This is a genomic window from Leptothoe spongobia TAU-MAC 1115 (genome assembly GCF_018739885.1).
Lineage (GTDB): Bacteria > Cyanobacteriota > Cyanobacteriia > Phormidesmidales > Phormidesmidaceae > Leptothoe > Leptothoe spongobia.
Window position 1 is genome coordinate 1 of sequence record NZ_JADOES010000061.1, and the last position, 24899, is coordinate 24899.

24 protein-coding genes are annotated in these 24899 nt (G+C 46.2%); 13 read left to right on the forward strand and 11 right to left on the reverse strand.

Features of this window, described 5'->3' with window-relative positions:
- Positions 1 to 454 precede the first annotated feature (454 nt).
- Positions 455 to 1012 (reverse strand): TetR/AcrR family transcriptional regulator, encoded by a 558-nt coding sequence (locus IXB50_RS20650; RefSeq protein WP_215610889.1) that lies wholly within the window; start codon positions 1010 to 1012, stop codon positions 455 to 457.
- Between the two features lie 127 nt (positions 1013 to 1139).
- Here IXB50_RS20650 and IXB50_RS20655 point away from each other — a divergent pair, with 127 nt between their 5' ends.
- From IXB50_RS20655 to IXB50_RS20675, 5 genes are all read left to right on the forward strand, one after another.
- On the forward strand, positions 1140 to 1976 hold the full coding sequence (locus tag IXB50_RS20655) for an SDR family oxidoreductase (protein WP_215610890.1): 837 nt from the start codon (positions 1140 to 1142) through the stop codon (positions 1974 to 1976).
- A 58-nt stretch (positions 1977 to 2034) separates the two neighbouring features.
- A complete protein-coding gene (locus tag IXB50_RS20660; RefSeq protein ID WP_215610891.1) occupies positions 2035 to 2910 on the forward strand; it encodes an alpha/beta hydrolase in 876 nt (291 codons plus the stop codon).
- Complete coding sequence (locus tag IXB50_RS20665; protein WP_215610892.1) at positions 2894 to 3073, forward strand: hypothetical protein; 180 nt, start codon at positions 2894 to 2896, stop codon at positions 3071 to 3073. Before IXB50_RS20660 ends, IXB50_RS20665 begins: the two co-directional genes overlap by 17 nt.
- A gap of 1210 nt (positions 3074 to 4283) precedes the next feature.
- Positions 4284 to 4793 (forward strand): RipA family octameric membrane protein, encoded by a 510-nt coding sequence (locus tag IXB50_RS20670; protein ID WP_215610893.1) that lies wholly within the window; start codon positions 4284 to 4286, stop codon positions 4791 to 4793.
- A gap of 39 nt (positions 4794 to 4832) precedes the next feature.
- Positions 4833 to 5039: a hypothetical protein gene (locus tag IXB50_RS20675; RefSeq protein WP_215610894.1), complete on the forward strand. Its 207-nt coding sequence runs from the start codon at positions 4833 to 4835 to the stop codon at positions 5037 to 5039.
- 44 nt (positions 5040 to 5083) lie between these two features.
- Here the strand turns inward: IXB50_RS20675 and IXB50_RS20680 are convergent, their stop codons facing one another.
- A complete protein-coding gene (locus IXB50_RS20680) occupies positions 5084 to 8296 on the reverse strand; it encodes a DUF4062 domain-containing protein (RefSeq protein ID WP_215610895.1) in 3213 nt (1070 codons plus the stop codon).
- A gap of 518 nt (positions 8297 to 8814) precedes the next feature.
- Between IXB50_RS20680 and IXB50_RS20685 the strand changes: the two genes are divergently transcribed.
- The 3 genes from IXB50_RS20685 (at position 8815) to bicA (ending at position 12793) form a co-directional block, all read left to right on the forward strand.
- Positions 8815 to 10125, forward strand: a complete 1311-nt coding sequence (locus IXB50_RS20685; RefSeq protein ID WP_215610896.1) for an AAA family ATPase — start codon at positions 8815 to 8817, stop codon at positions 10123 to 10125.
- Complete coding sequence (locus tag IXB50_RS20690; RefSeq protein ID WP_215610897.1) at positions 10122 to 10586, forward strand: hypothetical protein; 465 nt, start codon at positions 10122 to 10124, stop codon at positions 10584 to 10586. The genes IXB50_RS20685 and IXB50_RS20690 overlap by 4 nt, the downstream gene beginning before the upstream one ends.
- A 536-nt stretch (positions 10587 to 11122) precedes the next feature.
- Positions 11123 to 12793: a bicarbonate transporter BicA gene (gene bicA, locus IXB50_RS20695; protein WP_215610898.1), complete on the forward strand. Its 1671-nt coding sequence runs from the start codon at positions 11123 to 11125 to the stop codon at positions 12791 to 12793.
- 330 nt (positions 12794 to 13123) lie between these two features.
- Here bicA and katG read toward each other — a convergent pair whose 3' ends face one another.
- The 3 genes from katG to IXB50_RS20710 all read right to left on the reverse strand — a co-directional run bounded on the left by katG (position 13124) and on the right by IXB50_RS20710 (position 16834).
- Positions 13124 to 15319 (reverse strand): catalase/peroxidase HPI, encoded by a 2196-nt coding sequence (gene katG / locus IXB50_RS20700; RefSeq protein ID WP_215610912.1) that lies wholly within the window; start codon positions 15317 to 15319, stop codon positions 13124 to 13126.
- A gap of 103 nt (positions 15320 to 15422) precedes the next feature.
- Positions 15423 to 15983 (reverse strand): redoxin family protein, encoded by a 561-nt coding sequence (locus tag IXB50_RS20705; protein WP_215610899.1) that lies wholly within the window; start codon positions 15981 to 15983, stop codon positions 15423 to 15425.
- Between the two features lie 428 nt (positions 15984 to 16411).
- Positions 16412 to 16834 (reverse strand): DUF1801 domain-containing protein, encoded by a 423-nt coding sequence (locus IXB50_RS20710; RefSeq protein WP_215610900.1) that lies wholly within the window; start codon positions 16832 to 16834, stop codon positions 16412 to 16414.
- Between the two features lie 178 nt (positions 16835 to 17012).
- On the opposite strand from IXB50_RS20710, the gene IXB50_RS20715 reads away from it, so the two are divergent.
- The 3 genes from IXB50_RS20715 (at position 17013) to IXB50_RS20725 (ending at position 18854) form a co-directional block, all read left to right on the forward strand.
- Positions 17013 to 17504 (forward strand): hypothetical protein, encoded by a 492-nt coding sequence (locus IXB50_RS20715; protein WP_215610901.1) that lies wholly within the window; start codon positions 17013 to 17015, stop codon positions 17502 to 17504.
- Positions 17505 to 17542: 38 nt separating this feature from the next.
- Entirely contained in the window at positions 17543 to 18085 is a 543-nt protein-coding gene (gene sigZ / locus IXB50_RS20720; RefSeq protein WP_215610902.1) for an RNA polymerase sigma factor SigZ, read from the forward strand.
- 67 nt (positions 18086 to 18152) lie between these two features.
- Positions 18153 to 18854, forward strand: coding sequence for a glutathione S-transferase family protein (locus IXB50_RS20725; RefSeq protein WP_215610903.1), 702 nt, complete (start codon positions 18153 to 18155; stop codon positions 18852 to 18854).
- 80 nt (positions 18855 to 18934) lie between these two features.
- On the opposite strand, the gene IXB50_RS20730 is transcribed toward IXB50_RS20725, so the two are convergent.
- From IXB50_RS20730 to IXB50_RS20755, 6 genes are all read right to left on the reverse strand, one after another.
- A complete protein-coding gene (locus IXB50_RS20730; protein WP_215610904.1) occupies positions 18935 to 19423 on the reverse strand; it encodes an alcohol dehydrogenase catalytic domain-containing protein in 489 nt (162 codons plus the stop codon).
- Positions 19401 to 20096 (reverse strand): MBL fold metallo-hydrolase, encoded by a 696-nt coding sequence (locus IXB50_RS20735; RefSeq protein ID WP_215610905.1) that lies wholly within the window; start codon positions 20094 to 20096, stop codon positions 19401 to 19403. The genes IXB50_RS20730 and IXB50_RS20735 overlap by 23 nt, the downstream gene beginning before the upstream one ends.
- A 287-nt stretch (positions 20097 to 20383) precedes the next feature.
- Entirely contained in the window at positions 20384 to 20956 is a 573-nt protein-coding gene (locus tag IXB50_RS20740) for a Crp/Fnr family transcriptional regulator (protein ID WP_215610906.1), read from the reverse strand.
- Between the two features lie 35 nt (positions 20957 to 20991).
- Positions 20992 to 21747: an alpha/beta fold hydrolase gene (locus IXB50_RS20745; protein ID WP_215610907.1), complete on the reverse strand. Its 756-nt coding sequence runs from the start codon at positions 21745 to 21747 to the stop codon at positions 20992 to 20994.
- A gap of 173 nt (positions 21748 to 21920) precedes the next feature.
- On the reverse strand, positions 21921 to 22067 hold the full coding sequence (locus tag IXB50_RS20750; protein WP_215610908.1) for a hypothetical protein: 147 nt from the start codon (positions 22065 to 22067) through the stop codon (positions 21921 to 21923).
- A gap of 192 nt (positions 22068 to 22259) precedes the next feature.
- The gene (locus tag IXB50_RS20755; protein WP_215610909.1) at positions 22260 to 22727 is read right to left on the reverse strand and encodes a Fur family transcriptional regulator; all 468 of its coding nucleotides are present in this window, start codon (positions 22725 to 22727) and stop codon (positions 22260 to 22262) included.
- 648 nt (positions 22728 to 23375) lie between these two features.
- Between IXB50_RS20755 and IXB50_RS20760 the strand changes: the two genes are divergently transcribed.
- Both IXB50_RS20760 and IXB50_RS20765 read left to right on the forward strand, forming a co-directional pair.
- Entirely contained in the window at positions 23376 to 23723 is a 348-nt protein-coding gene (locus tag IXB50_RS20760; RefSeq protein WP_215610910.1) for a CU044_2847 family protein, read from the forward strand.
- 473 nt (positions 23724 to 24196) lie between these two features.
- Positions 24197 to 24847 carry a flavin monoamine oxidase family protein gene (locus tag IXB50_RS20765; protein WP_215610911.1) on the forward strand — a complete coding sequence of 217 codons (651 nt, stop codon included), beginning with the start codon at positions 24197 to 24199 and terminating at the stop codon, positions 24845 to 24847.
- Positions 24848 to 24899 lie beyond the last annotated feature (52 nt).

Here is a 24899-nt window from a genome sequence, read left to right on the forward strand (position 1 = left end):
CCAGTATGGCTGTAAATCCCTACTTTGAACTATTTGAGACGATACCAAGCTATGGCGAAAAATTAGTGACACTAACACATATAAATTGATACGTAAAAATATTGAAACTTTTATGTATTAATTATTGCTCGGTAGTTCGTTTGAACCAGTGAAGATACTTTAAAGCTTTCTGGATAACTCCGAGTCTGGGGGTATTATCCAGAAAGTTTCTGGGTTAACTGCTTATAGGGTGGTTATCCAGAAAGTTTCTGGATAACTCCGACTGGAAGGTATTTATCCAGAAAGTTTCTGGATAACTCATAGTTATGCAAATCGGATATAGTTTTCGAGCCTATAAGGCCATTGTCTGATTCAGTTCTGAAACTGATATTTAATCTTTGAAAAGAGAAGGAGTTTGAATTGCATACAACAGTGCGGACCCCTGTTGCAGAAACTCTGGACTGTTTTATGGCGATTACTCAATGAGCGCAGCGATCGCAATTTTCAATGATTCGATCAAACCATCTAAATCCGATCGACTAGTTGCGCCAGCTTTGAATCCCATTGCAGTGGTCACAAAGAAATGCGTAAATTGCTCCACAGTCTCCCCTTTCTCAGCAATTTGTGATGCATAGGGCATCAGAATACCGGCAATAAGCGCCTCGTGTTGTTTGTGTGCCTCTGCAATAGCAGTCTTACCTGCCTGATTATGACCACTGATCAGATCTTCAGGATCACCAGACGATTGTAATAACTCAAAGGATTTGATAATAGTCTCCTCAAAGTACACGTCCAGTTTGTCGGATAGATGAGAAGTGTCTTCCCATCTACTTTGCACGGTTGCCAGGCTTGTTCTCGTCACATGACGAATTGAGTTAACGATGATTTCGTCCTTGTTGCCAAAGAGGTCGTAGAGCGTTTGCCGCGAGACACCTGCTGCTGAGGCAATATCAGCCATTGAAGTCTTCTTCGCACCGTAGCGCACAAATGTGCGGATCGCAGCTTCGATAATTTTTGCTTCTGTCTCATTCATTAACTTCGCTGACCAAGGGCTACTTAAGATAGCTTTCCCTACAACTTGACAATAACTGAATTTATGCCAAAATACAACTGTACAAAAAAAGTAAATTTGTACAGTGTAGGTTCAAGAGTTAACCGTTATGACCCATACAGTACTGATCACAGGCTGCTCCAGTGGCTTTGGAAAACTCACCGCCAAGACCTTTAGCCAAAAAGGCTGGAACGTTATCGCCACCATGCGTTCTCCCGAAAAAGAGATCGAATTAACGGAGCTATCCAACGTCCTGGTCACTAAGCTTGACGTGACCGATCCAGCAAGCATTGCTGCTGCCATTCAGCAGGGGGTGGCTCAATTCGGGCGCATTGACGTGTTGGTAAATAATGCTGGCTATGGTGGCCACGCTATTTTTGAGCAAGCCACTGATGCATCGATTCGCGACATGTTTGAAACCAATGTCTTTGGCACCATGAATACAATGCGGGCGGTGCTCCCCATGATGCGGGCCCAGGGCGGTGGCACCATTATCAACGTCACCTCAATGGCCGCATTAATTCCTGTACCGGGCAACTCCATTTATACGGCAACAAAACATGCCACTGGCGGCCTCACCGAAGCCATGGCGTTGGAATACGAGCCCTTGGGCATTCGTATTCGTTTGGTTGAGCCAGGGGCGTTTCCCACAACACGATTTACGGCCAATGTCGATACGACCGTAACGGATAATGATGAGGTGCTCAAAGCTTATGATCATAGGCTTCGTCAGCACTTTGCCAAGCAAGTTGAGCAAGTTGCCGCTGCCAGTGACAGGGTTAATGACCCGCAGGACGTGGCGGAGACAATCTATGAATGTGCGACCCAAGATACCCCTATTCACAATCCGGTTGGGTCTGATGCAGCCATGCTGGCAGAAATGATCGCAGCCGCTGAATCTCGCCAGGCATTTATCGAGCAGGTTACCCCGTTGTTGATGCCTTAAGGGCAATAAGTTAACTGTCAACAAAGTCACTACTTTATTCCCTACCAAGGAGTCAGATATGTTCGGCAATATGGTTTCCAATATGATGGTCAAGCCAGCCCAGTCACCGCTGTTTGATAGTCCTGCGGACTATGGACTCGATTACGAAAACGTGGAGTTCAAAGCGCGCGACGGTGTCACCCTGCGGGGCTGGCTAATCAAAGGCGGCACAGACCGCGTGATTGTGCAGAGCCACTTCGGCGTGCAGTGCAACCGTGGCGGTTGGTCGCCTAAAGGCAGAGGTCCTATCGCCCCCTGGAAAGAGGACATCAAGTTTCTGCGCCAGGCCAAATATCTCTCGGAACAGGGCTATTCCGTGTTGATGTACGACCTGCGCGGCCATGGAGAAAGTGACCTGGGTACGATTCCCTGGGTGAGCTGGGGGCCCGAGGAAGCCAAGGACGTGATCGCAGCAGTGGACTTTATGTCGGCTCGGTCCGAGTTTATCAATGCCAGTATTGGCTTGCTCAGCATCTGTATGGGGTCAGCTTCTACTACCTACGCCTACGGCTTGGCAGACGGGCTGGCTAGTCGTGACCAAGTAAAATCTTTGGTTGCCGTACAGCCCCTGCTCTACAGCTACTTTGTTAAGGCACTGGGCATGCCTGGGTTTATGGAACGTGCCGGAGCCAAGGTGTCCCGTCAGCGCCTCGGCTTTGACATGGCTGAACCTAATTTTATTGACGATGCCCCTAAGATCTCGGTGCCCACGCTGGTAATTCAGAACCAGAACGACCCCTGGACCAATCTGGACATGGTGGAGTCCTACTACAGCGCCCTGACGGTAGAAAAAGATCTGCAGATGCTGGATTTAGAAGAAAGTCGTTTTGCTGGCTACGACTATCTGGGGCGTGCACCGGAGACATTTATTGGCTGGTTTGACCAACATCTCTAATACGAGCAGAGAGAGCCTTATTGCCTATGACATTCGAGATCATGGATTGAGTGCATCGTCAGGGGCCAATGGCTTTAGCCAGCTAGAATGTCGCGATATTATTGGTGCGGTGCAATACGCCAATAGCCGTCCAGAAACTCGTGATTTTAAGACATCTCCATAAGATTTACTTGGGATATAATTCCACTTGCGACCTGGTTTGATGCCCAGATGAAATAAAGAGCTGCCAATCGTTTCTATGTTCCATAACAATCGCATGCACCGGTTCTCAATCCAGTGACTTTTGACGAGACGTTTTTGATAGGCGGCCCGGTGATGCTAGTCGTTATCCGTCAAATCTGCCACTGAATATATAGTTATCCGCGCGACTCGAAGTCGTTCGGGGGAGTTGGAAAGGCCTCCTAAAATCCTTTCCCTGCCAGTGTTCAGGCAGATGTCCGCCTCGGAATGTTCAACCAGTAATGGGAGGGCAGTATCAGCAGACGAGGTTAAGTGTCCAACAAGCCTGGAGCCAAACCAGGTGAGAGGGCTAGGGCAAGGTTGCTAGGGATAATGCAAATGAATCCTTGATGAGGCTTCGTTAATATTTAGTTCTCGAAATGGCTGACACGAGAATGCTGGGGCACATGGGAATCGGCAGCGGCTAAATGTCGATTGAGAACACCCCGCCCCCGGAGTATAGAGGAGTCCTAAGGCAATCACCTCTCCACCCCGTGCGGAACGAGGAAACCCCGATAGAGTCCTGAACATGCCGTCGTGCTCAGGTAAGCGATGAGTAATCAAAGCTGAATTCTCTAGCGGACACAGGATGTCCCAAGAAGCGAAAGCCGTCAGCCGAAAGGCATCCGGAATCCATAACGAGACGGATAGGGCTAATGCCTAACCTGAAAAGGTGCTGACGTGGGACAGGTGATGGTCTTGATTGAAGGTGAGATGAGCCTTAACTGATTGGGAAAAGTTAGGTGCAAGCCTCGGTTTGCAAACGTAACCGTCAGGACAAGCCGCAAGGGTTGTTAAGAATCGGAGACACTGAATTTCAAGACATTGCTTGAGCCGTGTACGGTAAAAGTCGTACGCACGGTTCTGAGGGGAGGCAGTGGGAAATATCCAAAACCCTCTGCCTTACCCGACTTTATCGCTTTTAATTTGCAGCACGTGGCACTAGTCAGCATTGGCTGTTGGTTAGTTGCTAAACCTACCTGATATCCTAGACTAAGCTACGTTATTTATCGTTGGAAACTTACACTGGAGCTAATGCCTGGAGATATCATCAACAAACTGTCCAGTATATTTGTCATAGATTTTACAGTGTAAGTTTGGGTGCAGAGTTACATCTGCATTTGCAGAAATTGGCTAATTGAGGTGTAGCAGCGATGCAACAAGGTAACTATGGCGAAAATTATCAGTCACATCTAATCGAGCAATACAAGCTGTTCGTTGAAATGGCTGATCGTATTAGTGCTAGAAGGGGACAGACAAATAGCTTCTATATTTCCTTATTGTCTGCTCTACTAGCTTTGCTGTCGCTGGTTATTGATAAAGATCTATTTTCTGGACCTGCAAGTGTTTTGCTTTTTTTCACAGCGTTGATTGGGCTGGCACTATGTCTGACTTGGTATGTGAATATTCAATCCTATCGACAGCTCAATGGTCTTAAATTTCAAGTTATCCATGAAATAGAAGCACTGTTACCCTTTCCTTGTTACAAACGTGAATGGGATCTGTTGAAAGAGCAAAGAGGGAAACAAAAAAAGCAATATATCCAACTAACAACCGTAGAAAAATATGTTCCACTGATTTTTACTGTACCCTACATAGGATTGTTACTTTATACGTTGCTGGTATTTATCGGAGTGATTGGGCTGCCTGCATCAACACCTTGAACAATTACCTAAACCATATCGTCATTGGCTAGAAACATTATGGATTTAAGAGAACAGCTTGCAGCACTTGAACATGAGCAATGGGCTCACTGGACGCGTTACATGCTGGATAATTTGACTTCTGAAAACATTACTCGTTGGCGACAACAGATCGAGACTCCCTACACAGAACTTTCAGATGAAGAGAAAGAGAGCGATCTCCACTGGGCTGATAAAGTCCTCAACTTACTGGAGCATAACGACTGAGGACTGAGGTTATAGAAGCAATTGTCCTTTCAATCGTCTTCGGATTATTGCTTCTTTGCTGCCTTCTCTGCTTCGGCCTCCGCTTTCAGCTCCTCAATAGCAGCTGCCACATTTTCCTCCCAGGAATAAGTTTTTTCTTTTGCTGGGTCGTAGGAGGGCAAGTCAGGAATTTCGACGTTGAGTTGCTCAAGGAGTTCACGAGCCTTATCAAGCTCATAGCGATGGACGTAAGGTTCACCGTCGGCCCATGCCCATTGATAGGCTTTCAAGGCGTGCTTGGCAGCTTGTTCAGGGTCTCCACTAGCTAACCATAATTGGGCGATGGGTCTGTGGGCTTGCCTCTTATTATCAGCAGAACTAAGTCGTTCAGCAAGATATTGAGGCTCAGGAAGCTGACCAGAATAATACTGGGCAAGTGCAAGAAATGCTTCAGACTCTATATCTCTCTTTCCAGTTTCACGAAACATACTTACGACATTCTGTAAACTAGCTATAGCTTCTGTCCAATTCTCTTTCTCTATACTCCATTGTCCTCGGAGAGAATGAAGAGATCTCATAGTTGCACGACACTTACTTTCTGTAGCAAGTGTCTCAGCAAGTTTGATTTCATTTTCTTGTAACTTCCCCTGCCAAAAAAGTTCCCATGCTAGTGCTGCCTCAGCGTCTCCAGGTTCACCTAAACCTCGTATGTATAATCTCCCCATAGAATCCAAACGATTCCATAAATCTTCTGCATCCCTCCATCTCCCAATCAAGGATGTATTCGAAAATTCTCTTAGAAGCGCATCAAATATATAGCCTTTACTATCATTTATTTCGCCATGCAGAAACTTGAATTGCGAGCTAAGTGAAAGTGCTCTGCTAGCTTTAGCTAAGCGATTCTCGGCTTTAAAGGTTGTTGACAAGTTGTATAAGTATACACCCAGGCTGGCTATGTCGGTTGAGTGAAGCTTATAGGGGCGCTCCATTTGAAGGCTTAAGGAAATCGCGGCTCCAAATGAATCAATGGATTCACTTGTTTTTCCTATCTTATTCAAATGGAACCCAGCGCTATTAAGGATGTGACGTGTCTGAAATGAAGGTACTGAATCAATCACTTCATTCCAAGGACTAGAAAATAAAGGCCGAAGTAGAGATAAAGCTTCATTGTCGTTTTCTAAATTAAACATAAAAACAGTTGCTATATCGTCGTAGGTATCTGCAGCCTGTTGATATCGCTCCATTTGTAAGAAGGTGCGGACAAGCGATATTTCGCTCCAGATATCCTCGAGTGTTTCTACCTTTTGGTATCTTATAGAGTGGGAGCTTTGGGAGAAGTGATCTATCAAGGGGCGTCCCAAACGCTCCCGATCTTCGAGTTTGAGACCTCCAGCTGCCATTCCTCGAACTACTGGATGCAGGTCATAACGGTTTGTAGTCCTGTCGTATTGAAGTAATCCCCGTTGCTCCAAGTCACGAACAGTCTTAGGTAGTAGTTCCTGCTGAGCTAATTTAACCTTTTGCTGCCAGGCTTTGTACTCGTCTTGATAGCTTTGCCATACTTTCAGCCTTTCTTGGTAACGGAATAAATCCACTTGTCGTTCTTCTTCAGAGATTTCATCCCAGTAGTATTCTTCCCTTGGGTCATCTGGCCTATACACTGACTCTGGTTCAGTTGGTAAGTGAGGGTTTAGGGCATTGAGAAGTTCAGTATCGGCGGATTCTGAGAGTAAGGACAGGGATGAGAGCAATTGGCGACTTTCCGGAGAAAGCGTATCCAGAGCTTTATTGAGAATGTGGTTGCGCTTTTGCACTAGATCCAATTTAGCCAGGTTAAAGTGCCCACCATGGTTCGGATCTTTTGCCCAGGCATCAAAGTCGCCTCGGGCGGGAAAGTAGTCATTCACCAAGCCCGCGACAATGCCAGTGACCAAGGGATGGCAGTCACAGTGACGCTTTAGATAACTCTGCATAGTTTGGGAGTTTCCACTAATCCCACAAGCTCGCAATAGTGCCTCCGCATCGGCAGGAGGGTTCAAACCAGGTAGGCGCTTATGCAACACCCCTGGGATCGGTTGACCTGCCTGGTTAAGTAAGGCACGGGGCGTCAGGCGGGTGGTTAGTAACAGTTTAGAGGGATCTGTGACTGCTAACATTCGTAGCAGATCACCATCCTCAGGGCGAATAGCATCACGAGGATTACGATGGTCAACTTCGTCAGTTTTACCAGCCTCTTCATCTGCTAGTTGGGCAGCATCAAAAGAGTTATAGGCTACCAGCACCCTTTCTAAACCATCCAAAATCAAAAGCCACGGGCGCGCATTTAACTGTCGAAAGAGTAGCTCACTCAGCTCTAGGGTTTTCTTGTTGTTCAATTCTTTTAGAGGCTGCCCCGTCATGTAAGCCAGGGCGCGACGACAAAAATCTGCCATAATTGCCCCCCGCTCATAAAACGAATACCAAAAGATCCCAGCCCAATCGTTGCGCATGGAAGTTGCATATTTCTTGGTCCAGTGCCAAGTAAGCATGCTTTTGCCAGTGCCCCCAATTGCCTCAAATAACAGAATTGGGTTCGGGTCAGCACGAGTAACCCAATCATTGAGGGTTTTGAGCTGAGTTTTGCGGCCTATAAATTCGTGGGTGCCGATATAAGGTGGTTCTGCATAAAAAGCAGGTGGTTGAGGAATTCCATCGGGGTGACTTGGGTTTTCAGTTGCCTCAAGCTCAAACTTCGGTTCTTCCTGCAAAAGACGTCGCAACTCTGCCACAGATTGAATAACAGCTGCCGTAAACTCATCCAGGTTGTTAAAGACTTTATAAATCCGAGGTACTGACGAATTGGCTGGTAGTTTTGCACTTTCACGAAAAGCCTCTAGCTTGGTGATTTTTTCAGGATCTCTCTCAACATCACTAGCCTTGACATGATGATCTTCTCCCATGATAAAGAGTAGAATTGGCCGATTGAGCCTCTGTGCTTCGTGAAATTCTAACTCCGTAAGAGACAGTCCATGTGGGTTACGTTTAGTATCTTTATGAATTGAGCCATAACGGTGGCTGATCACACCGATATACCCGGATGCCTTTTGCACCATCTGCAACGAGGAATCAATCACATCAATATCAGGTTTGGCTGCGTCATTTTCCATGACCACTGCTTTAAGCTCCTGACCATCGATTGCTTTGATCAAAGCAGCTCGATGTTCCTGCAGATCATTAAACGTGCTGGAAACCATCACTCCAGGAAAGTAAACAGGCACATGAGCATTGCTATGAGTCATATTCAGTGAATTAACCGTTTTATGAGGGCAGAGATGAGTTTAGTAGGCTTTTATACGCACAATTATATTCATTGTGCAACAGTATATTCACCTTGCAACCGGCGCATCAGAACTTGCAAATCTCTGGTCAAGCTTTCATGACATTTGTAGGAAGGTTCTCCACTGCCCTTACATTTCTTCTATTATCCTGTCACTTCTCTGGTTTAGGAATGATAACAAGCGCGTGCACACGGAACGGACACATTTACTATCGTTTATGATGCAAATATTATCGCCGTCCGGTGACGCGCAAGCCGTTAGCTGGCAAAATAATGCATCCCCTTTAAGGTATTGTGGCTGAGAAATAGTCGAGCAGAAGTCAGCCACTGCCCAAGTTAAGACTCCAGAAACCGAATAGTCGTAGGCCTTTGGATAATCAGTGTAGACTTGCAGCGGATATAATCTTTGTAGTCAAACCGTTCAAAATACAGCGTTCAAGCTGACATTCGCTTAGTAAAGGTCGATACGGAGCCCATTCAATGCTTACTCAAATCGAATTAAGAAATTTCAAAAGCTATAAGTCTGGAACTTTGCAACTCGGGCGATTAACCGTCTTGATTGGAGCAAACGCTTCTGGAAAAAGTAATGTGATTGAAGCTTTGCGTTTACTTGCAAGAATTGCCGAAGGCGAAAGACTTAGTTTCTTAGGCGGTCCTTATAAACATGATGAAAATATTTTTAGAGGAGGAGTAGATAATCTCGGATATCGTAACTCAAAAACGTTTGGCATTTCTTGTGTAACAACAGAATCAGAATGGAAAGATTTTTCAATCAATTTCAGCCTTGAGGCAGACGGTGATCTACATGTGACCGAAGAAAAAATTACAAGCCGAACTTCAACAGTTCCTTTATATGAAATTACTAGTGCTCCTCAAGGAGCTGGGAGTGATGTATTCGTAACTTATAATAACTTCGCTAGGGGCGGCAAGAAACCTAGCATAGTATGCAGTAGCCATATGGCAATTTTCACACAACTTTTGAGTGATATTCGTTTTCGTTCAGAGAATACTAAAAGTCGTGCGATTATTCCTGAAGTAGCCGGAAAATACGTTCAATGGCTAAGTAGCATCGTATTTCTTGAGCCTGAACCTAGTTCGATGCGTTCTTATGGTCATAAAGCTGACAAAATCCTCCAAGAACATGGCGAAAATCTTTCAAGTGTAATCTATAATCTATGTCTTCAGCCAGAGTTGAAAGAGTCTGTATTAGACTTTATTCAAAGTCTGCCCGAACAAGATATCGAAAATATAAGTTTCATAGAAACACCTCGCGACGAGGTTATGTTGCAGTTAACTGAAACGTTTGGAGGTACTTCAACGACTTATGATGCTTCTATACTTTCAGATGGAACTTTGCGAGTACTTTCTATTGCTACTGCAATGCTTTCTGCTCCAGAACAGAGCTTAGTTGTCATTGAAGAAATTGATAATGGTGTACATCCAAGTAGAGCAGCAGATTTGCTAGAGCGTATTGCTAATATTGCAAAGCAACGAGACTTACGTGTTTTAATTAGCAGTCATAATCCAGCGCTCCTTGATGCTTTACCTGATGAAGCTGTCCCTGAGACGGTTTTTTGTTACCGAAGTACCGCTGATGGCTCAAGTCAATTAGTTCGATTACAGGATATTCCTGACTACCCTGAGCTTATTGCTCAAGGTTCTGTTGGTCATCTTATGACTCGTGGTCTCTTGGAACGTTTCGTTAAACAGCATCCTGGAACACAGCAGAAGAAGCAGAAGGCTATGGAGTGGCTAGACTCTCTTGCTTTAGTAGGAGATTTAGGAGGATGAAAGCTGTTGCAATCGTTGATACATCTATATTTTGCAATATTCTTAATATTCCTCAAAAAAACGGTGAACGCTCACAGGTCATGCATAGGCTAAAATCCTTACTTGAGCAAGAAACTAATCTTCTTTTGCCTATGGCTGCAATCTATGAGGCAGGTAATTATATCGCTCAATTAAGTGATGGTGGCAATCGCCGCCGATTTGCTGAAGTATTTATCCAAGAAGTTGGAAAGGCTATCCAGGGAGAGGCTCCTTGGCAGGTTATGCAACTACCGAACACGGATGAAGTTGGAGAATGGCTAAATAGTTTTCCTGATTCAGCAATGCGTGGCGCAGGTATAGGAGATCTTTCAATGATAAAAGAATGGGAGAAAATGATTAGGAAAGCACCTAGTTATAGAGTTTTTATATGGTCTATAGACAGCGATCTTCAAGGGTATGAGTATACTCCTTCAGCTTCCTGATAAACCTGGTCATTGCTCAAGCTAACAATTCAAATACAGCGGGCGATATTAGAACTTTGTCACTAAGCCTTAAAGTTTCTGTCGCCGCTGATTTGAGACGTTATGTTCACTTCTTACTTTGGCGTGGTCTAACAACTAGTGGGTCATTGACCTCGAATATGGCCATTACCAAATTGCTCAATTCACTACTGCCAGAGTAAGTAGCCTGTTCAAAAATGGCTATGTTCATACCAAATGCCCCACTAGTACTGAAGGACAGAAATTGCATGTCTAATTCTCTCGTCCAGGCTGATGGTTCTACCCAGCGAGAAAATTAATTGACATGCCCCTTGACTCATTAACGAATGATTGACGAGTCAACTACAGTATCTAGAAAAAGCTGGCGTCAACAATTTACATATTGTAACCTTGGCCAAAACGGGAGATGATGAAATAGCTAAACTTCATCTGAATGTTGCAGACACGAAGCTGTTTTGCGGGTTTCAGTCCCACTCAGTTTAGGTCAAACTCGCCCTGTTTTCATCCAAAAGCAATCTATGCCAATCACGAATCGTATCAAGTTCAATAATGTTAGAGGCGATGTTTTAGGCGGTCTGACAGCTGCAGTCGTTGCTCTACCCTTGGCATTAGCACTGGGTATTGCCTCTGGTGCTGGGGCTTCTGCAGGGTTATGGGGGGCCATTTTGGTCGGCTTTTTTGCGGCCTTGTTTGGTGGTACCCCCAGCCTGATTTCTGAGCCAACGGGGCCAATGACGGTGATTATTACTGCGGTCATTGCTGAAACCACGGCCAGCGATCCTGAAAATGGTCTAGCCATGGCGTTTACCGTGGTCATGCTGGCGGGAGTGTTTCAGATTGGCTTTGGGCTGCTGAAGCTAGGGCGATACATTACGATGCTGCCTTACAACGTCATTTCAGGATTTATGACTGGCATTGGCGTGATTTTAATCTTTATGCAAACTGCGCCCTTTCTCGGGCAAGAAACCCCCAAAGGTGGGGTCATTGGCGTGATTAACAATTTGCCTAGTCTAATCGCCAATTTAAATCCCTGGGAAACAGCCTTAGGCATTCTGACCTTAGTGATTTTGTTTTTATATCCCAACAATCTCAAGAAAGTAGTACCCCCTCAACTGGTGGCTTTGGTAATCGGAACGCTAGTCTCAATGACGCTTTTGCAGGATATCGATATTCGCACCATTGCCACCATTGGAGAAATTACGCCAGGTTTACCCACATTGCAACTGCCGACGTTTACCCCTGGTAATTTAAGGCTCATATTTGTCAATGCCATGATACTCGGCATGGTCGGCTCCATTGACTGTCTATTAACCTGCTTGGTTTCTGATAGTTTGACCCGGTCTCAGCACAAGTCCAATAAAGAATTGATTGGTCAGGGAGTTGCTAACATCATTACCGGCCTTTGTGGTGGAATTGCAGGTTCAGGAGCGACGACAGCTACGGTCGTGAATATTCAAGGGGGAGGCCGTACAGCGCTATCTGGCCTTAGCCGTGCCCTCATTTTATTTGTAGTCGTGCTGTGGGCCGCTCCCTTGACATCAGGAATTCCATTAGCAGTATTGGCCGGCATTGTCTTAAAGGTGGGCATCGATATCATCGACTGGGGTTTTCTTAAGCGAGTTCATCGGATTTCTTGGAAGGCAGCTGGAATTGTTTATAGCGTCGTGGCACTGACGGTCTTTGTTGATTTGATGGTAGCGGTCGGTGTGGGTGTGTTTATTGCCAATATTCTGACCATTGCCCGTCTAGATGAAATGCAATCTGAATCGGTAAAAGCGATTACGGATGCGGATGACCAAATTGTGATGACACCGGAAGAACAGCAGGTGTTAGATTCAGCCAATGGTCGGGTGCTACTGTTCCATCTCAGTGGACCGATGATTTTTGGCGTAGCCAAGGCTATTTCTCGAGAGCATGATGCAATTGGCTCCTATGACGTACTCATTGTTGACCTCGGAGAAGTTCCGGTTTTAGGCGTCACGTCTTCTTTAGCCATCGAAAACGCTATTCAAGAAGCCACCGAAGAGGGTCGAGAGGTACTTGTCGTAGGGGCAACGGGTAAAGTTAGACGTCGGCTAGAAACGCTGGGAATTAACAAACTTATTCCAAATGATCATTGGATGGATGATCGCCTACAAGCTCTAACTGCAGGTTTATCGTTCATACAGCAGCAGCAAGCAATTGCATAATTCTGCCCTGAAGTTCATCTTGAGTCTAATTTTGTCTTCCTGCTTTTAGCTGGTTATCGCGACATAACAACCCCGCTGCACCGGAACACTTTCAAGTTGGCATTAAAAAATAGATGCAGTCTGTGTCCGGTGAGCGGGAACGTTCGCCCTGTAATAGTTTTTCAGAATGACATCTTCAAGACAATTGCGGAGCTTGAAGATATGGTCTTGGTCACCGGAGGGGCAACGGGGTGGGTTGGCCGTGAGTGCTAGCGATCGAAACCCACCCCGCCTTTCAGGCACCCCTCCCGAGGAGGGGATTAAGTTGAATACCTGATGAAATCCTTATTCCTAAGCGAGATCGAAGCGATCAAGGTTCATGACTTTGTCCCACGCTGATACAAAGTCATGAACAAATTTCGGCTGCGAGTCTGTACATCCGTAAACTTCTGCCAGGGCTCGCAGCTGAGAGTTTGAACCGAAGATGAGGTCAGCACGGGTGCCGGTCCACTTGAGTTCGCCTGTTGCGCGATCGCATCCTTCAAATACCTCTTCAGCGTCAGACGTCGACTTCCACGTGGTGCTTAGATCAAGCAGATTCACGAAGAAATCATTGGTCAATGTCTCGGGCCGCTTAGTGAAAACACCATGCTGGGCCTGTCCAACATTGGCATTCAGAACGCGCAGACCACCGACAAGAACGGTCATCTCAGGTGCGCTCAGCGTCAACAACTGCGCCCGATCCACCAACAATTCCTCCGCAGATACAGCATGTCCACCTTTCAGGTAGTTGCGGAACCCATCTGCAGTCGGTTCGAGGACGGCAAAGGACGCCACATCCGTTTGCTCCTGCGACGCATCTGTGCGTCCAGGCTTGAAGGGTACCGTCACATTATGGCCGGCATTTTGCGCCGCTTGCTCGATGCCTGCACATCCGCCCAGAACGATCAGGTCAGCAAGTGAAACTCTCTTGCCGCCAGACTGCGAGCTGTTGAACTCGCTTTGGACTGACTCCAGGGTCTGTAACACCGCCGCCAGTTGAGTCGGATTGTTGACCTCCCAATCCTTCTGCGGTGCGAGACGAATACGCGCCCCGTTTGCGCCACCGCGCTTGTCAGAACCTCGGAACGTTGACGCCGATGCCCAGGCCGTCGAGACCAGTTGAGAGACAGATAGTCCCGCAGCCAGGATCTTGCCCTTGAGGGTGGCAATATCCTGAGCATCAATCAGTTCATGGGTGACCGCAGGGACGGGATCTTGCCAGATCAGCTCTTCTGCAGGGACTTCCTTGCCGAGATAGCGGGCGCGGGGACCCATATCGCGGTGGGTCAGCTTGAACCACGCCCGAGCAAACGCATCGGCAAACTGATCCGGGTGCTCAAGGAAACGTCGCGAAATCGGCTCATAGGTGGGGTCCATCCGCATGGCCATATCTGCCGTGGTCATCATGGGAGCATGCCGCTTGGACGGATCGTGTGCATCCGGCACCGTATCCGCGCCAGCGCCACCTGCTGGTGCCCACTGATGGGCACCAGCAGGACTTTTCACCAGCTCCCACTCATAGCCAAACAGATTTTCGAAGTAGTTGTTGTCCCATTTCACCGGATTGGTGGTCCATGCGCCTTCGATCCCGCTGGTGATGGTATGAGCCCCTTTACCCGTGCCGAAGCTGTTCTTCCAGCCGAGGCCTTGTTGCTCGATACTGGCCCCCTCAGGTTCGGGGCCCACCATGGCCTCATCCCCAGCGCCGTGACATTTGCCGAAGGTGTGTCCACCCGCAGCGAGGGCAACGGTCTCCTCGTCATTCATCGCCATCCGCCCAAAGGTTTCGCGAATATCCCGACCCGAAGCGACTGGATCAGGATGGCCGTTCGGGCCTTGCGGATTCACGTAGATCAGGCCCATTTGCACCGCGCCAAGAGGATTTTCGAGTTCCCGGTCACCGGTGTAGCGATTATCGCCCAGCCATTCGGTCTCAGGCCCCCAGTAAATGTCTTCTTCAGGCTCCCAAATGTCTTCTCGTCCGCCCGCAAAACCAAATGTTTTGAATCCCATGGACTCCAGGGCGCAGTTGCCAGCGAGAATCATCAGATCGGCCCAAGAGATTTTCTGGCCATATTTCTGCTTGATTGGCCAAAGTAGGACGCGGGCTTTGTCGAGGTTGGCATTGTCGGGCCAACTGTTGATCGGTGCAAACCGCTGATTGCCAGTGCCCGCACCGCCGCGACCGTCACTAATGCGGTACGTGCCTGCACTATGCCAGGCCATGCGGATAAAGAGTGGTCCATAGTGCCCGTAGTCGGCGGGCCACCAGTCCTGGGACGTGGTCATCAGGTCAAAGATGTCTTGTTTCACGGCATCTAAGTCAAGGCTCTTAAATGCCTCAGCGTAGTTAAATGCCTCGCCCATGGGATTGCAATGGGGTGAGTGCTGATGAAGTATCTTCAGGTTCAACTGATTTGGCCACCAGTCTCGGTTTGCTGTGCCAGTACCAGCTGTGAATTTCAGAGTTCCACCCATAAATGGGCACTTACTTGCGCTGCTCATAGTTGTTCCTATTTTAGGTTGTGGTAATTGTTTCTTTTCTTTTGCTCTTGTCTGGACCACTTGTTTGAGCCACGTTTCTGGCCCACATTTCTGGCCCATTTCTTTAGGCAGAAAGCATCGTCCGCCACATTTGCATCAGGACAGCCGTCTGCTCGGATTTCTTGGCCTTAGGGTTGATATAGTTCAACATTGTTTCGGCATTAGAAACCACGGGCATAGTTTCAAAGCTATCTTGTTCTACAAACACTTTTTCAATAATCTCGTTTTTCACCAGCATAGAATAGTGCCGAGAGCGGTTCCCCATCCCTTTATTAGAAAGGTTGACCATCATCCCCATTTCATGGGTAAAGTCACCCTTCGTATCGGGTATAAAGCGCACCTGATCGGCTCCTTCTTCTTGAGCCCAAGTTGCTAGCGAAAATGGATCATTGACGGAAATACAAAGAATCTCATCCACACCGTTCGCTCGAAATGCTTCGGCATACTGGTTGTAGCCTAGCAGTTGGATGGGAGCATGCGGTTGGGTAAAGGCTCCTGACACCGCGAATGCTACGACGGTTTTATGGCTAAAGAGATCCGCTGTCGAAAGATCGCACCAACCCACCTCTAGAAATATTCGAAAGGTTATTTGGGGGACACGTTGGCCCTCGCGATCGCATAACATTTTTCTAGCTCCTTACTTGCATTCAATATTAGTTAAACCCTCCTTAACTAAGAGATTGATGAGTAGAGAAACTACCCTAAAACAGTGACCTGTTCTGACGACTTTCACAGGAATAGTAGAGGTCGCATAGTCAAATAATTAGGCCCAAAAGAACTAACAAAGCTGAGGCATTGGCATCTCTTAATGGACTTGACTTATAGCTGCCAACAATAGTTTGGCAGCCAAGCGACCCTGCTATACAGCCGTCATCGGAACTCAAGCATGTGTATTCAGCCATACCCACAATATGCCAGATCTATTGTTAAATCAGAACTATTATGAGTTTGCTTTCTGCCATCTTAATCAATCAACTCTGGTTTTATGTATCAGGGACGACATTGTTTTGCAACACTTAACATTTCTGTAAGATGACCGTTAGCGTTCTCTTCTCAACGACAGTCATACATTGATTCCATATCAGCAATGGACTGGGTAATCAGGGTCTCCAGGATAGTGACATCCACATCAGACAATTTCTTAATATAGAGACATGACTTACCCAGCCGATGCTTACCCAGTTTCTCCAACAAAGCTGAATAATTATCAAATCCTGGCATGATGTACACCGTCATTTCTCGCTTTCGAGGTGAGAAGCCCGTGATAAACCAATCCCCCCCTCGACCACTTCTATTCTCATAGTGATATTGACCAAACCCAATCATGCTATCTCCCCACATCTTGGGTTCTTTTTGAGTGATGCGTTGCATGATGGGTAACAACGTCAGACAGTCATGGCGGCGCTGCTCGTTATCTACTGACTGAATAAAGTGGTCAACACTAGCATCGTTGGGCTGGGTTTTGAGTCCTGACATATTTCACAGTTCGCAATACCTTAGCCTCTAGGATATCGCAGACTTTTGTCAGTTGAAGTCCTATTGCTCAGTGGAGCAGCCATGGCCTGACTCCATTGACATTATTTCTTGCGCAGTGACCTAACTTAATACCCCAAAACTTGTTAAATTAGACAACTGGCATCAACGGGGAAATTCTATGGAAAAAACTAAGGCTAAAACATTTGCTATTTTGGTCCCTGTGCCAGAACGTCACCTGATCTCGGGGCTTGATGCCATTACCAATCAGCTAGATGATGACTCAATTGACACACAGCCAACATTAGCCTTAGGCAGCAGTGACTTTGAAGTCTTTGGCCAGGCAGATGAACGCCGCAAACATCGCCTGGTAGATGTCTACATCTATGCATCCCAGACGGATAATCCTCCTTTAAACCCCGAGGCCACCTGGAAGGCCACTTACCTCAAGCAGGTTCATTCCCGTCGGGGACGTTATCCCGGCAAAGCCATCCATCGACCCGCATCAACCGCAACCGACAAACCGACCTGGGCCATTTTCTGGTTACTAACCGATTTAGAGAAGCTTAAAACCCCCTTACCCATTGGTAAGATGAGGGGAATAGGCAAAAAATCTGACTTTCCTCCTCGCTTTTTACCAGAAGGAGCCGTATTGATAGAACATCCTAACTAGTTTTGACTGAAGGTTAGAATTGGGGCAGAAACAAATAGATGCAACTTGAACAACTATGGGACGAATACCGCACCAGTATTAAGGCTTTTTTGCAGTCTAGGGTGTCTAATTCTGACGATGTAGATGATCTTTTGCAAGAAATTTTGATCAAGACCTATAAGAACATTCACACCATTAAATCTGACAGCAGTGCAAAATCTTGGCTGTTTCAAGTGGCCAATCGGACGATTATAGATTTTTATCGAAAGCAAGGGCGCTCAACAACATTGAAATACGATCAGCCTTGGTATCTAGAAGATGAATCTGAAGCTGAAAATGCCCTCGGAAATTGTGTTCTTCCATTTATCAAGGCTTTGCCAGAGGATAGCAAAAGATTGCTCATGGCGGTTGACATTGATGGTAAGTCACAAAAAGAATATGCCAACGAACTCGGTGTAAAGTATTCAACTCTAAAGTCCAGGGTAAAGAAAGCAAGAGGACAATTGCGGACACTTTTTGAAGACTGCTGCAAGTTTACATTCGACTCAAGGGGAAACATGATCGACTACGATCCAAAATCGGATCAATGTCAGGATTGCTAAAAATCTCGTCTTTTTGTTTGGCTCCACGTCTTATAGGTATAGGCCACTCAAAATTAAGGAGTCAATCATGATCAAAGTAGTCAGTTTCAAAATCTGTCCCTTTGTTCAACGAGTAACTGCCCTACTCGAAGCCAAGCAAATCCCCTACGAAATCGAATTTATACAACTCAGTGACAAGCCTCAATGGTTTTTGGACATTTCGCCCAACGGCCAAGTACCCATTCTGATTACAGAATCAGGTATGGTATTGTTCGAGTCTGATGCAATTGTGGAATATCTAGATGAGATTGCACCACCCGTTGAAGCAGACGTTAGTCCCGAACAAAGAGCAATCGATCGAGCCTGGGGCTATCAAGCCGCTAAGCATTACTTGGTGCAATGTGGAGCAATGCGCAGTGCCGACAAAGAGACTTGGGTTCAGCGTACCGCAAATCTTGCTAAGGCGTTTGCCAAGGCTGAAAAGGCACTAGGGAATGGGCCATATTTCAAAGGGGCTGCCATTAGCAACGTTGATATTGCCTGGCTACCGCTATTACATCGGGCGCATATCATCCGAGAACATACTTGCTGCGATTTTTTGGCAAGGTACCTAAAAGTTAAGGCATGGCAATCGGCAATGATGGCAACAGGGTTAGCTTCAAAATCGGTTTCTAATGATTTTGAAGCAGCATTTACAGGATTCTATCTATCCGAAAAAACATTTTTGGGTGGATGTAAAAACAGCCCAAATTCGTTGGATTCTGACTGCTCAGTAGGTACGTGCTGTTAGCAGTTCTGCTGAGGATGGAGAGCGAGTGAGATGCTGGCAATTTTTTCAGGATGTTGTGTCTCATACCAAATCGGAATTCATTAAGCCTGATTAAAAATAGACAATCTTGTAGGGGCACTCCCTTGTGGATGCCCTGCGATACCGGACGCCATCAGCCAGGATTTTGTCTCAGATAGTAATGACGACTTTCCTTGTACCTGTTGCTGTTCGGCGTGGCGAATTGCTGCGGGGACCTCATTTAGGCTAAAACTTCGGTTGCCAACATTTACCACATGTTCTGCCACATCCATACCGAGGGTTTTAATTTTGGGCCTGGCAATTCCTCCAAGCATAACGCGAATCAGAAATGGAGTACCTCTCATCAGATGCCAGTCACCTGCATTTACAGATGATGCATACACTTTCACCAATACTTGATTATCCTGCAGGACTGGTTTATCAACGTCCTCCAACCTCAAAACATCGGTTGAGCCATAGTTGTCTTGGACAATCCATTCCCGCGTCAGTAGGATGGTATCAGCACATGGGCAACATGTCCGAGTTGCCTTATGAATTTGCGAGGTCGCCACATTTTTCATTAGCAGGCAATGCTTCCATCATTCTTTTTGGGGTAGACAGATTCAGGTTATTCATAAATTGCTTAAATTCATCGCGACTACGACCCACAAAGCGAGGATTCCATCGCTTTTCTTCTTCTACAGTAGAAACGGTTTGTCCCCGATAGTCGTGACCTGGATAAATCAAGGTTGAATCTGGCAAAGTGAAGATTCGTTGGGTCACAGAGTCAAATAGTGCTCCTGCATCTCCACTTTGAAAATCAGTGCGTCCACAGCCTCGGATCAATAGCGCATCCCCAGTCAATAAGTGAGTGTTGTTAATCAGATACGCCATGTGACTATCAGTGTGTCCTGGGGTTGAGATCGCTTGTATGTCTACTGCACCAACCTGCAAGATTTCACCATGCTGGATAAATCGATCGGCACAGTCTACTTGGGCCTGGACTGGTACTACACAGATACATCCTGTCGTCGATCTCAAATGTGCTGACCCCGTAATGTGATCAGCATGAACATGAGTTTCTAGGCTATAGTACAACGTCAACCCTAATTCTTGGAGCAACTTGAGATCTCGCTCAACCTGCTCTAAAACAGGATCGACCAAAATCGCTTTACCAGACTTGCGATCAGCAATTAGATAACTATATGTATTGCTTTCCTGCTCAAAAAGTTGACGAAATAGCATCGTTATTGACCCTGAATGACTCTAGAGAATAGAACCATATAATAATGTAAAAAACGACAATGCTTTTAATTGTCTCAAACACGATCTTTGAAAGAGCTGGACCATCACTATTCCAGTTTCACTGTGATAGGTATAGAAATGGATTCGAGAGAGTTTTTCAATATAGCTAATCATTCTGAGGAATAAGAGCATAGCTAAGCCGACATATTATTAAGAAAGCCCTGTGCTGACAAATAGCCAGCACAGGCCCCAACGCGTTACGGACCTCTGACGTGATCACATCATGCTTAAGCGATCATCAATTCTCTTTGGTGAGCTTTTAGGGCTTGATTGCTGACAAATCTCTCTCGCCCAGACCAACGCATCAACCCCTCTACCTCTAGCTGTTTGATAAAGCGAGTAACCGTTACACGCGATGTGCCAATACTCTCTGCAATTTCCTGATGAGTTAATCGCACTGTAATTAGACGACCGTGACTAGTCGGCTGACCAAAATTTTCTGCCAGCCAGCAGCTAAACTGCAACAACCGACCTTGTACCTGACGACAGTGCATAATTTGCAACAGACGATTGACCTGGGCTGTATGTTGAAGCAACATTTCAACCGTGAGGGGATAGTCCAACGGCAATCGAGATAATTCAACTGCACTCAAACATTGCAGCTCACAAGGTTCAATCTGACTGATTGGCACCCCAATCACACTGCCAGGGCTCCATAAACCTAAGGGTACTACCTCGCCCTCCTCACTCCAGGTAACGGTACGGACTAAACCAGAGCGTACCTGCCAAAGCGTGTAGGTATCAACAGAGATGCGATCGCGACGTTTAAACCGATAAGACTGTAACAGTGATGAAGACATAATGGAGCAATGTTTAGAACATTGGACTAAGTTGACTAGTGTTTGAGCAAAGCGGGAATAACGGATGTTGTCTCTAGCTGCTCCACCTGTTGCCAATAATTCAACAGTTTGGATTCCACTAGACGTGGCCGATCAAATTGAAAGAAATGATGCCCCTCGGGACAAGTCCACACCTGGTCATCAGGCTTAAGTAATAGTGATTGCCACCGCTCAGCAGGATCCACCACTGCATCATGCTCCCCTTGACAGACAAATAACGGTGGTTGAATTTTCGCCGCTTGGATTTTTTGACAATCTACTAACGAATGAAGCGCTAACCCCGAGTCTAAATCTTGCGCCAGCATATGGATCAGGGCCCGAGTAATATCACAACTGCGCGACCCAAATAACATTCGCACCATTTGCGCCAGCACAATTTCCCGACTACAAGGCAACAGCTGCCGTAGTGCATAGTAATGGGCATGCCAGTTAATTGAAGGGTTTACCCCCACCGACAACAACGTCAATGACCTCACATGCTGGGGGTAACGTTGAGTATATAGCCAACCAACAATCCCACTCAAACCATGGCCAACAAGATGCACGCGCTGATTTGCATGACCATAATACCCCTGCAAATACTCATGCAACAAGTCAATAACCACGTCTAAACAGCAGGGTTCATCAATGGATTGCATATATTCCCAACGGGCAACCGACACCCGTTTTGATAAATGGCATAACAACCGTTGATCAAACTTCTTGAGGTAAGGACTAACAGTTAACCACAGAGCAGAAGGAAGCTGAGACATAGAAATTATTGATTAAAACAACAATCTGAGGAAGGGCTATTGATATTCAGTTAAACAACATAGGGAGAACAAACTACTTAGACAAAGACCCCAGGACATAGCCTATTAAGAAAGAAACCAGCGATGGATCACAAACTACTGTAGAAGTCACCGCTGGTAGCACGGCATAGCCACTAATAACCAGACGCTGTTAAGTCATCTCCCACAGAGACATCAGCAATATCATGCTTCGCTACCCTGGTATCACCACCCAATGTAGCCTCTGCTGCAGCCTCAGTTTTTCCAATGGTTGAGTCACAAAACAAATCAGTCCTGGCCATTATCTAAATCTCCTAAGCTTGCCAGCTTATTGACTATAAATATCAATAAGCTCCGATGTCAGTATAGGGGACTTTTGGATAAATAGGAATAGGTATCAATAAATAAAAAGCAAAGCAGTGAATGCTTTGCTAGAAAGAAGCTTGAGTCTATAGGTCTGACTAAAGCTCGTAATTTATTAAGATTTTTTCTGATTAGTTGGGAGCCGTTGGCGCTGTATTTCGTGAACGGCAGTCGGAGCAGATACCGTAAAGCATTAACTGACAATCCAGCACATGATAGCCAGAGCTATCCGCCTGCCCTTGACCAATGCGATCAATATTAGCTTCCTGAAACTCTAACGTTTGCCCACACTGCACACACACGAGATGGTGATGATGATCCCGCATAGGGCGGTTAAGTTCGTAATGCTTATGTCCTTCGGCCAATTCTAACTCCCGGAGTAACCCCATATACACCAATAAATGCAAAGTTCGATAAACCGTCGAAAGACTGATGCGCTCACCATCGTTCTTGAGTAAGTCATGGAGGTCCTCCGCACTCAAATGATTGCCCTGGGTCAGGGTCTGAAAAATATTGAGAATCTTTTGACGTTGGGGAGTAGAGCGATAGCCTCGGGCATTTAGCTCAGCTTTCCAGACATCATCGGAATAGAAGGACATGCAAACGCTCCAGCTTTGACCAGCTCAAATCACTAGGACTGACATCTTGCACCTGGTGAAGAAGCGTCAATCCGCCTTGGACTCAAAGTCACAAGGCTAACTGGATCAAAACCCGCTATAGGCGCAAGACTTCTCGCAGAGTAGGGGTTAAGAGATCGGTAAAAGCTATATGTATAGAGCTTCACAGCCGACCTTGTCGCTTTAGCGACAGCCCTCGATTAGCGCTCGGTTTTGAACCGAGCGTGGGCTGAGGCTCGTCTCCAACATTAGTGCAAGATCTAAGTAGGACTGACACTCATTCTTATTTAGAAAAGCTATATAGGTCAAGTCTATCGTCTAAATTAGTCCATAGAGTTAGCTGAATTCTTTGTTTTGCAGCGGATTTAGCCCTATATAGCACCTGTAATTCATTGGTTAATAAATGCGATAATCATCAGCTCCAGATATAATAGTTAGCTATAGCTTTCAATAAATATATTGGATACCCCATGCTGCCTGGGATTGAGGTAATAGATATTATTATCAATAGTGAATGGGCCATCTTTTCCTAAAGCACACCTATGGAAAGCAGCATTGCTCATATCAACGATAGTGAGTCTTAGAAACTGGGTATAGAAAGAACAGCATCTACCCATAAGGAAATACACCATGTCTCAACTAGCGCCCATTACCCTGGATGACGGCACAATTATCTATATCGAGGCTGCCGAACGTAGCGATGTGCCCAGCACCCCCACCAATGATGAATCTGGACGTGTTTCTAAAGGGGCTCTTTCTTCAGGGATTCAAAGACAGCTGCCCTCAGTAAAAAATACAATTACCCAGTACACTCGCTATGTCCTTAATGCTTTTAAAGAATTAGGCAGTGGCAATGTGGACAAGGTCAACCTTGTATTTGGGCTGAAGATAGCTGGTTCATCCGGGATCCCTTACATTACAGAAGGCAGTGCTGAGGCAAATCTACAAATCACAGTCGAATGCTCATTTAAAGATTGATCGGCATACCTCTGGCACATGAAAAGTAAAGAGTAAGCTTTATCTCCCAAATGGCGATAGCTGTTAAATGTCAGTAGTTCTTCAAGTTACGCCACTCGTTGTAATCAAGGCAAAAATCTCTTAGCATCAAGGCCGTCACGACTAGTGGCGGCTTTTTGCTATTAACCTCGACAATTTCATCCAAATCGCATGGAACTTACTCTGATTCCTGACCTCTATCTTGAGGAAAGCTCCCCATTTTAAGAGAATCCGCTCCATAACTGCATAATCCATCCTGAAAAACCGTACTGAAATCCATGCATCATTTTTGGTGCTGGAATTAGGTGTTGAACTACCTGATGGTGACGTCACTATTTTAAGAAAAGATAATTAGGGCCAAACAATATAAGCAGTCACCGCTTTCTTGTCTGTATCTTGAGGCGACGGGACACGCAGAACCCTTTCGGGCAGACTATTGCTTTAGCAACTTGGCCATGCCATTCCTCGAAAAAATTCTCTCGGAGCGGTTACAGTCTCGTGATAGTCAAGGTGGTTTTTCCGAGGATTTCAAGCGAGCCCTTCACGCTGTCTATGCAGCCCAAGCAAATAATGAAGAAACTAAACGCTTTCTTGCTTGCACGACTAAAGTAGGTTGGCAGGCTGACCGTAGTTTGTGGCAAGGGAAACCATTTGAAATTCATGTCGAGGCGGGAGAGAAAGAAGAGGGCAAATCAGTTTTGACTGTCGATGATTCCGAGATTGGTGTAGTGCCAATCTATGGCGGCATCTCTTGGACCGATCATCCGATTACACAAATCTGGTATCCATCTGATGCCTATCATGATCGTAAGGGGGTGTTGACCGGCGCTTACAATTTCTCGACTGATGCCTGTCATTCGGGGCATCTGTCGGTCGAAGGACGGCTGGAAGAGGCCCGTAACGGGGCCGCACGATTTAGTCAGACATTTGCCGATGGGCTGGAAAATGGTGTAGCGATCGCATGGCAAAATATGGCCCATATCAAGGGGGCTGGGCTCAGTGGAACTATGTCGGAGACAGCATCGACGACAGCGTTCGCCACTACAACCAGATCATTCAAGGTACCGGGGTCGATGGTGCTTAGGGCGAACGCATACATATCTTAATAATTGATGCAGGGATTGCAGTATCAGTCTTAGGATGACGATGCCTTCTAGC

Coding starts and splice junctions, on each gene's coding strand:
- IXB50_RS20680 (WP_215610895.1), bottom strand. CDS start 8,296: ATGACTCATAGCAATGCTCATGTGCCTGTTTACTTTCCTGGAGTGATG.
- IXB50_RS20685 (WP_215610896.1), top strand. CDS start 8,815: ATGCTTACTCAAATCGAATTAAGAAATTTCAAAAGCTATAAGTCTGGA.
- IXB50_RS20725 (WP_215610903.1), top strand. CDS start 18,153: ATGATCAAAGTAGTCAGTTTCAAAATCTGTCCCTTTGTTCAACGAGTA.
- IXB50_RS20715 (WP_215610901.1), top strand. CDS start 17,013: ATGGAAAAAACTAAGGCTAAAACATTTGCTATTTTGGTCCCTGTGCCA.
- IXB50_RS20655 (WP_215610890.1), top strand. CDS start 1,140: ATGACCCATACAGTACTGATCACAGGCTGCTCCAGTGGCTTTGGAAAA.
- IXB50_RS20760 (WP_215610910.1), top strand. CDS start 23,376: ATGTCTCAACTAGCGCCCATTACCCTGGATGACGGCACAATTATCTAT.
- katG (WP_215610912.1), bottom strand. CDS start 15,319: ATGAGCAGCGCAAGTAAGTGCCCATTTATGGGTGGAACTCTGAAATTC.
- IXB50_RS20705 (WP_215610899.1), bottom strand. CDS start 15,983: ATGTTATGCGATCGCGAGGGCCAACGTGTCCCCCAAATAACCTTTCGA.
- IXB50_RS20755 (WP_215610909.1), bottom strand. CDS start 22,727: ATGTCCTTCTATTCCGATGATGTCTGGAAAGCTGAGCTAAATGCCCGA.
- IXB50_RS20740 (WP_215610906.1), bottom strand. CDS start 20,956: ATGTCTTCATCACTGTTACAGTCTTATCGGTTTAAACGTCGCGATCGC.
- IXB50_RS20735 (WP_215610905.1), bottom strand. CDS start 20,096: ATGCTATTTCGTCAACTTTTTGAGCAGGAAAGCAATACATATAGTTAT.
- IXB50_RS20650 (WP_215610889.1), bottom strand. CDS start 1,012: ATGAATGAGACAGAAGCAAAAATTATCGAAGCTGCGATCCGCACATTT.
- IXB50_RS20670 (WP_215610893.1), top strand. CDS start 4,284: ATGCAACAAGGTAACTATGGCGAAAATTATCAGTCACATCTAATCGAG.
- sigZ (WP_215610902.1), top strand. CDS start 17,543: ATGCAACTTGAACAACTATGGGACGAATACCGCACCAGTATTAAGGCT.
- IXB50_RS20765 (WP_215610911.1), top strand. CDS start 24,197: ATGCCATTCCTCGAAAAAATTCTCTCGGAGCGGTTACAGTCTCGTGAT.
- IXB50_RS20690 (WP_215610897.1), top strand. CDS start 10,122: ATGAAAGCTGTTGCAATCGTTGATACATCTATATTTTGCAATATTCTT.
- bicA (WP_215610898.1), top strand. CDS start 11,123: ATGCCAATCACGAATCGTATCAAGTTCAATAATGTTAGAGGCGATGTT.
- IXB50_RS20660 (WP_215610891.1), top strand. CDS start 2,035: ATGTTCGGCAATATGGTTTCCAATATGATGGTCAAGCCAGCCCAGTCA.
- IXB50_RS20745 (WP_215610907.1), bottom strand. CDS start 21,747: ATGTCTCAGCTTCCTTCTGCTCTGTGGTTAACTGTTAGTCCTTACCTC.
- IXB50_RS20710 (WP_215610900.1), bottom strand. CDS start 16,834: ATGTCAGGACTCAAAACCCAGCCCAACGATGCTAGTGTTGACCACTTT.
- IXB50_RS20750 (WP_215610908.1), bottom strand. CDS start 22,067: ATGGCCAGGACTGATTTGTTTTGTGACTCAACCATTGGAAAAACTGAG.
- IXB50_RS20675 (WP_215610894.1), top strand. CDS start 4,833: ATGGATTTAAGAGAACAGCTTGCAGCACTTGAACATGAGCAATGGGCT.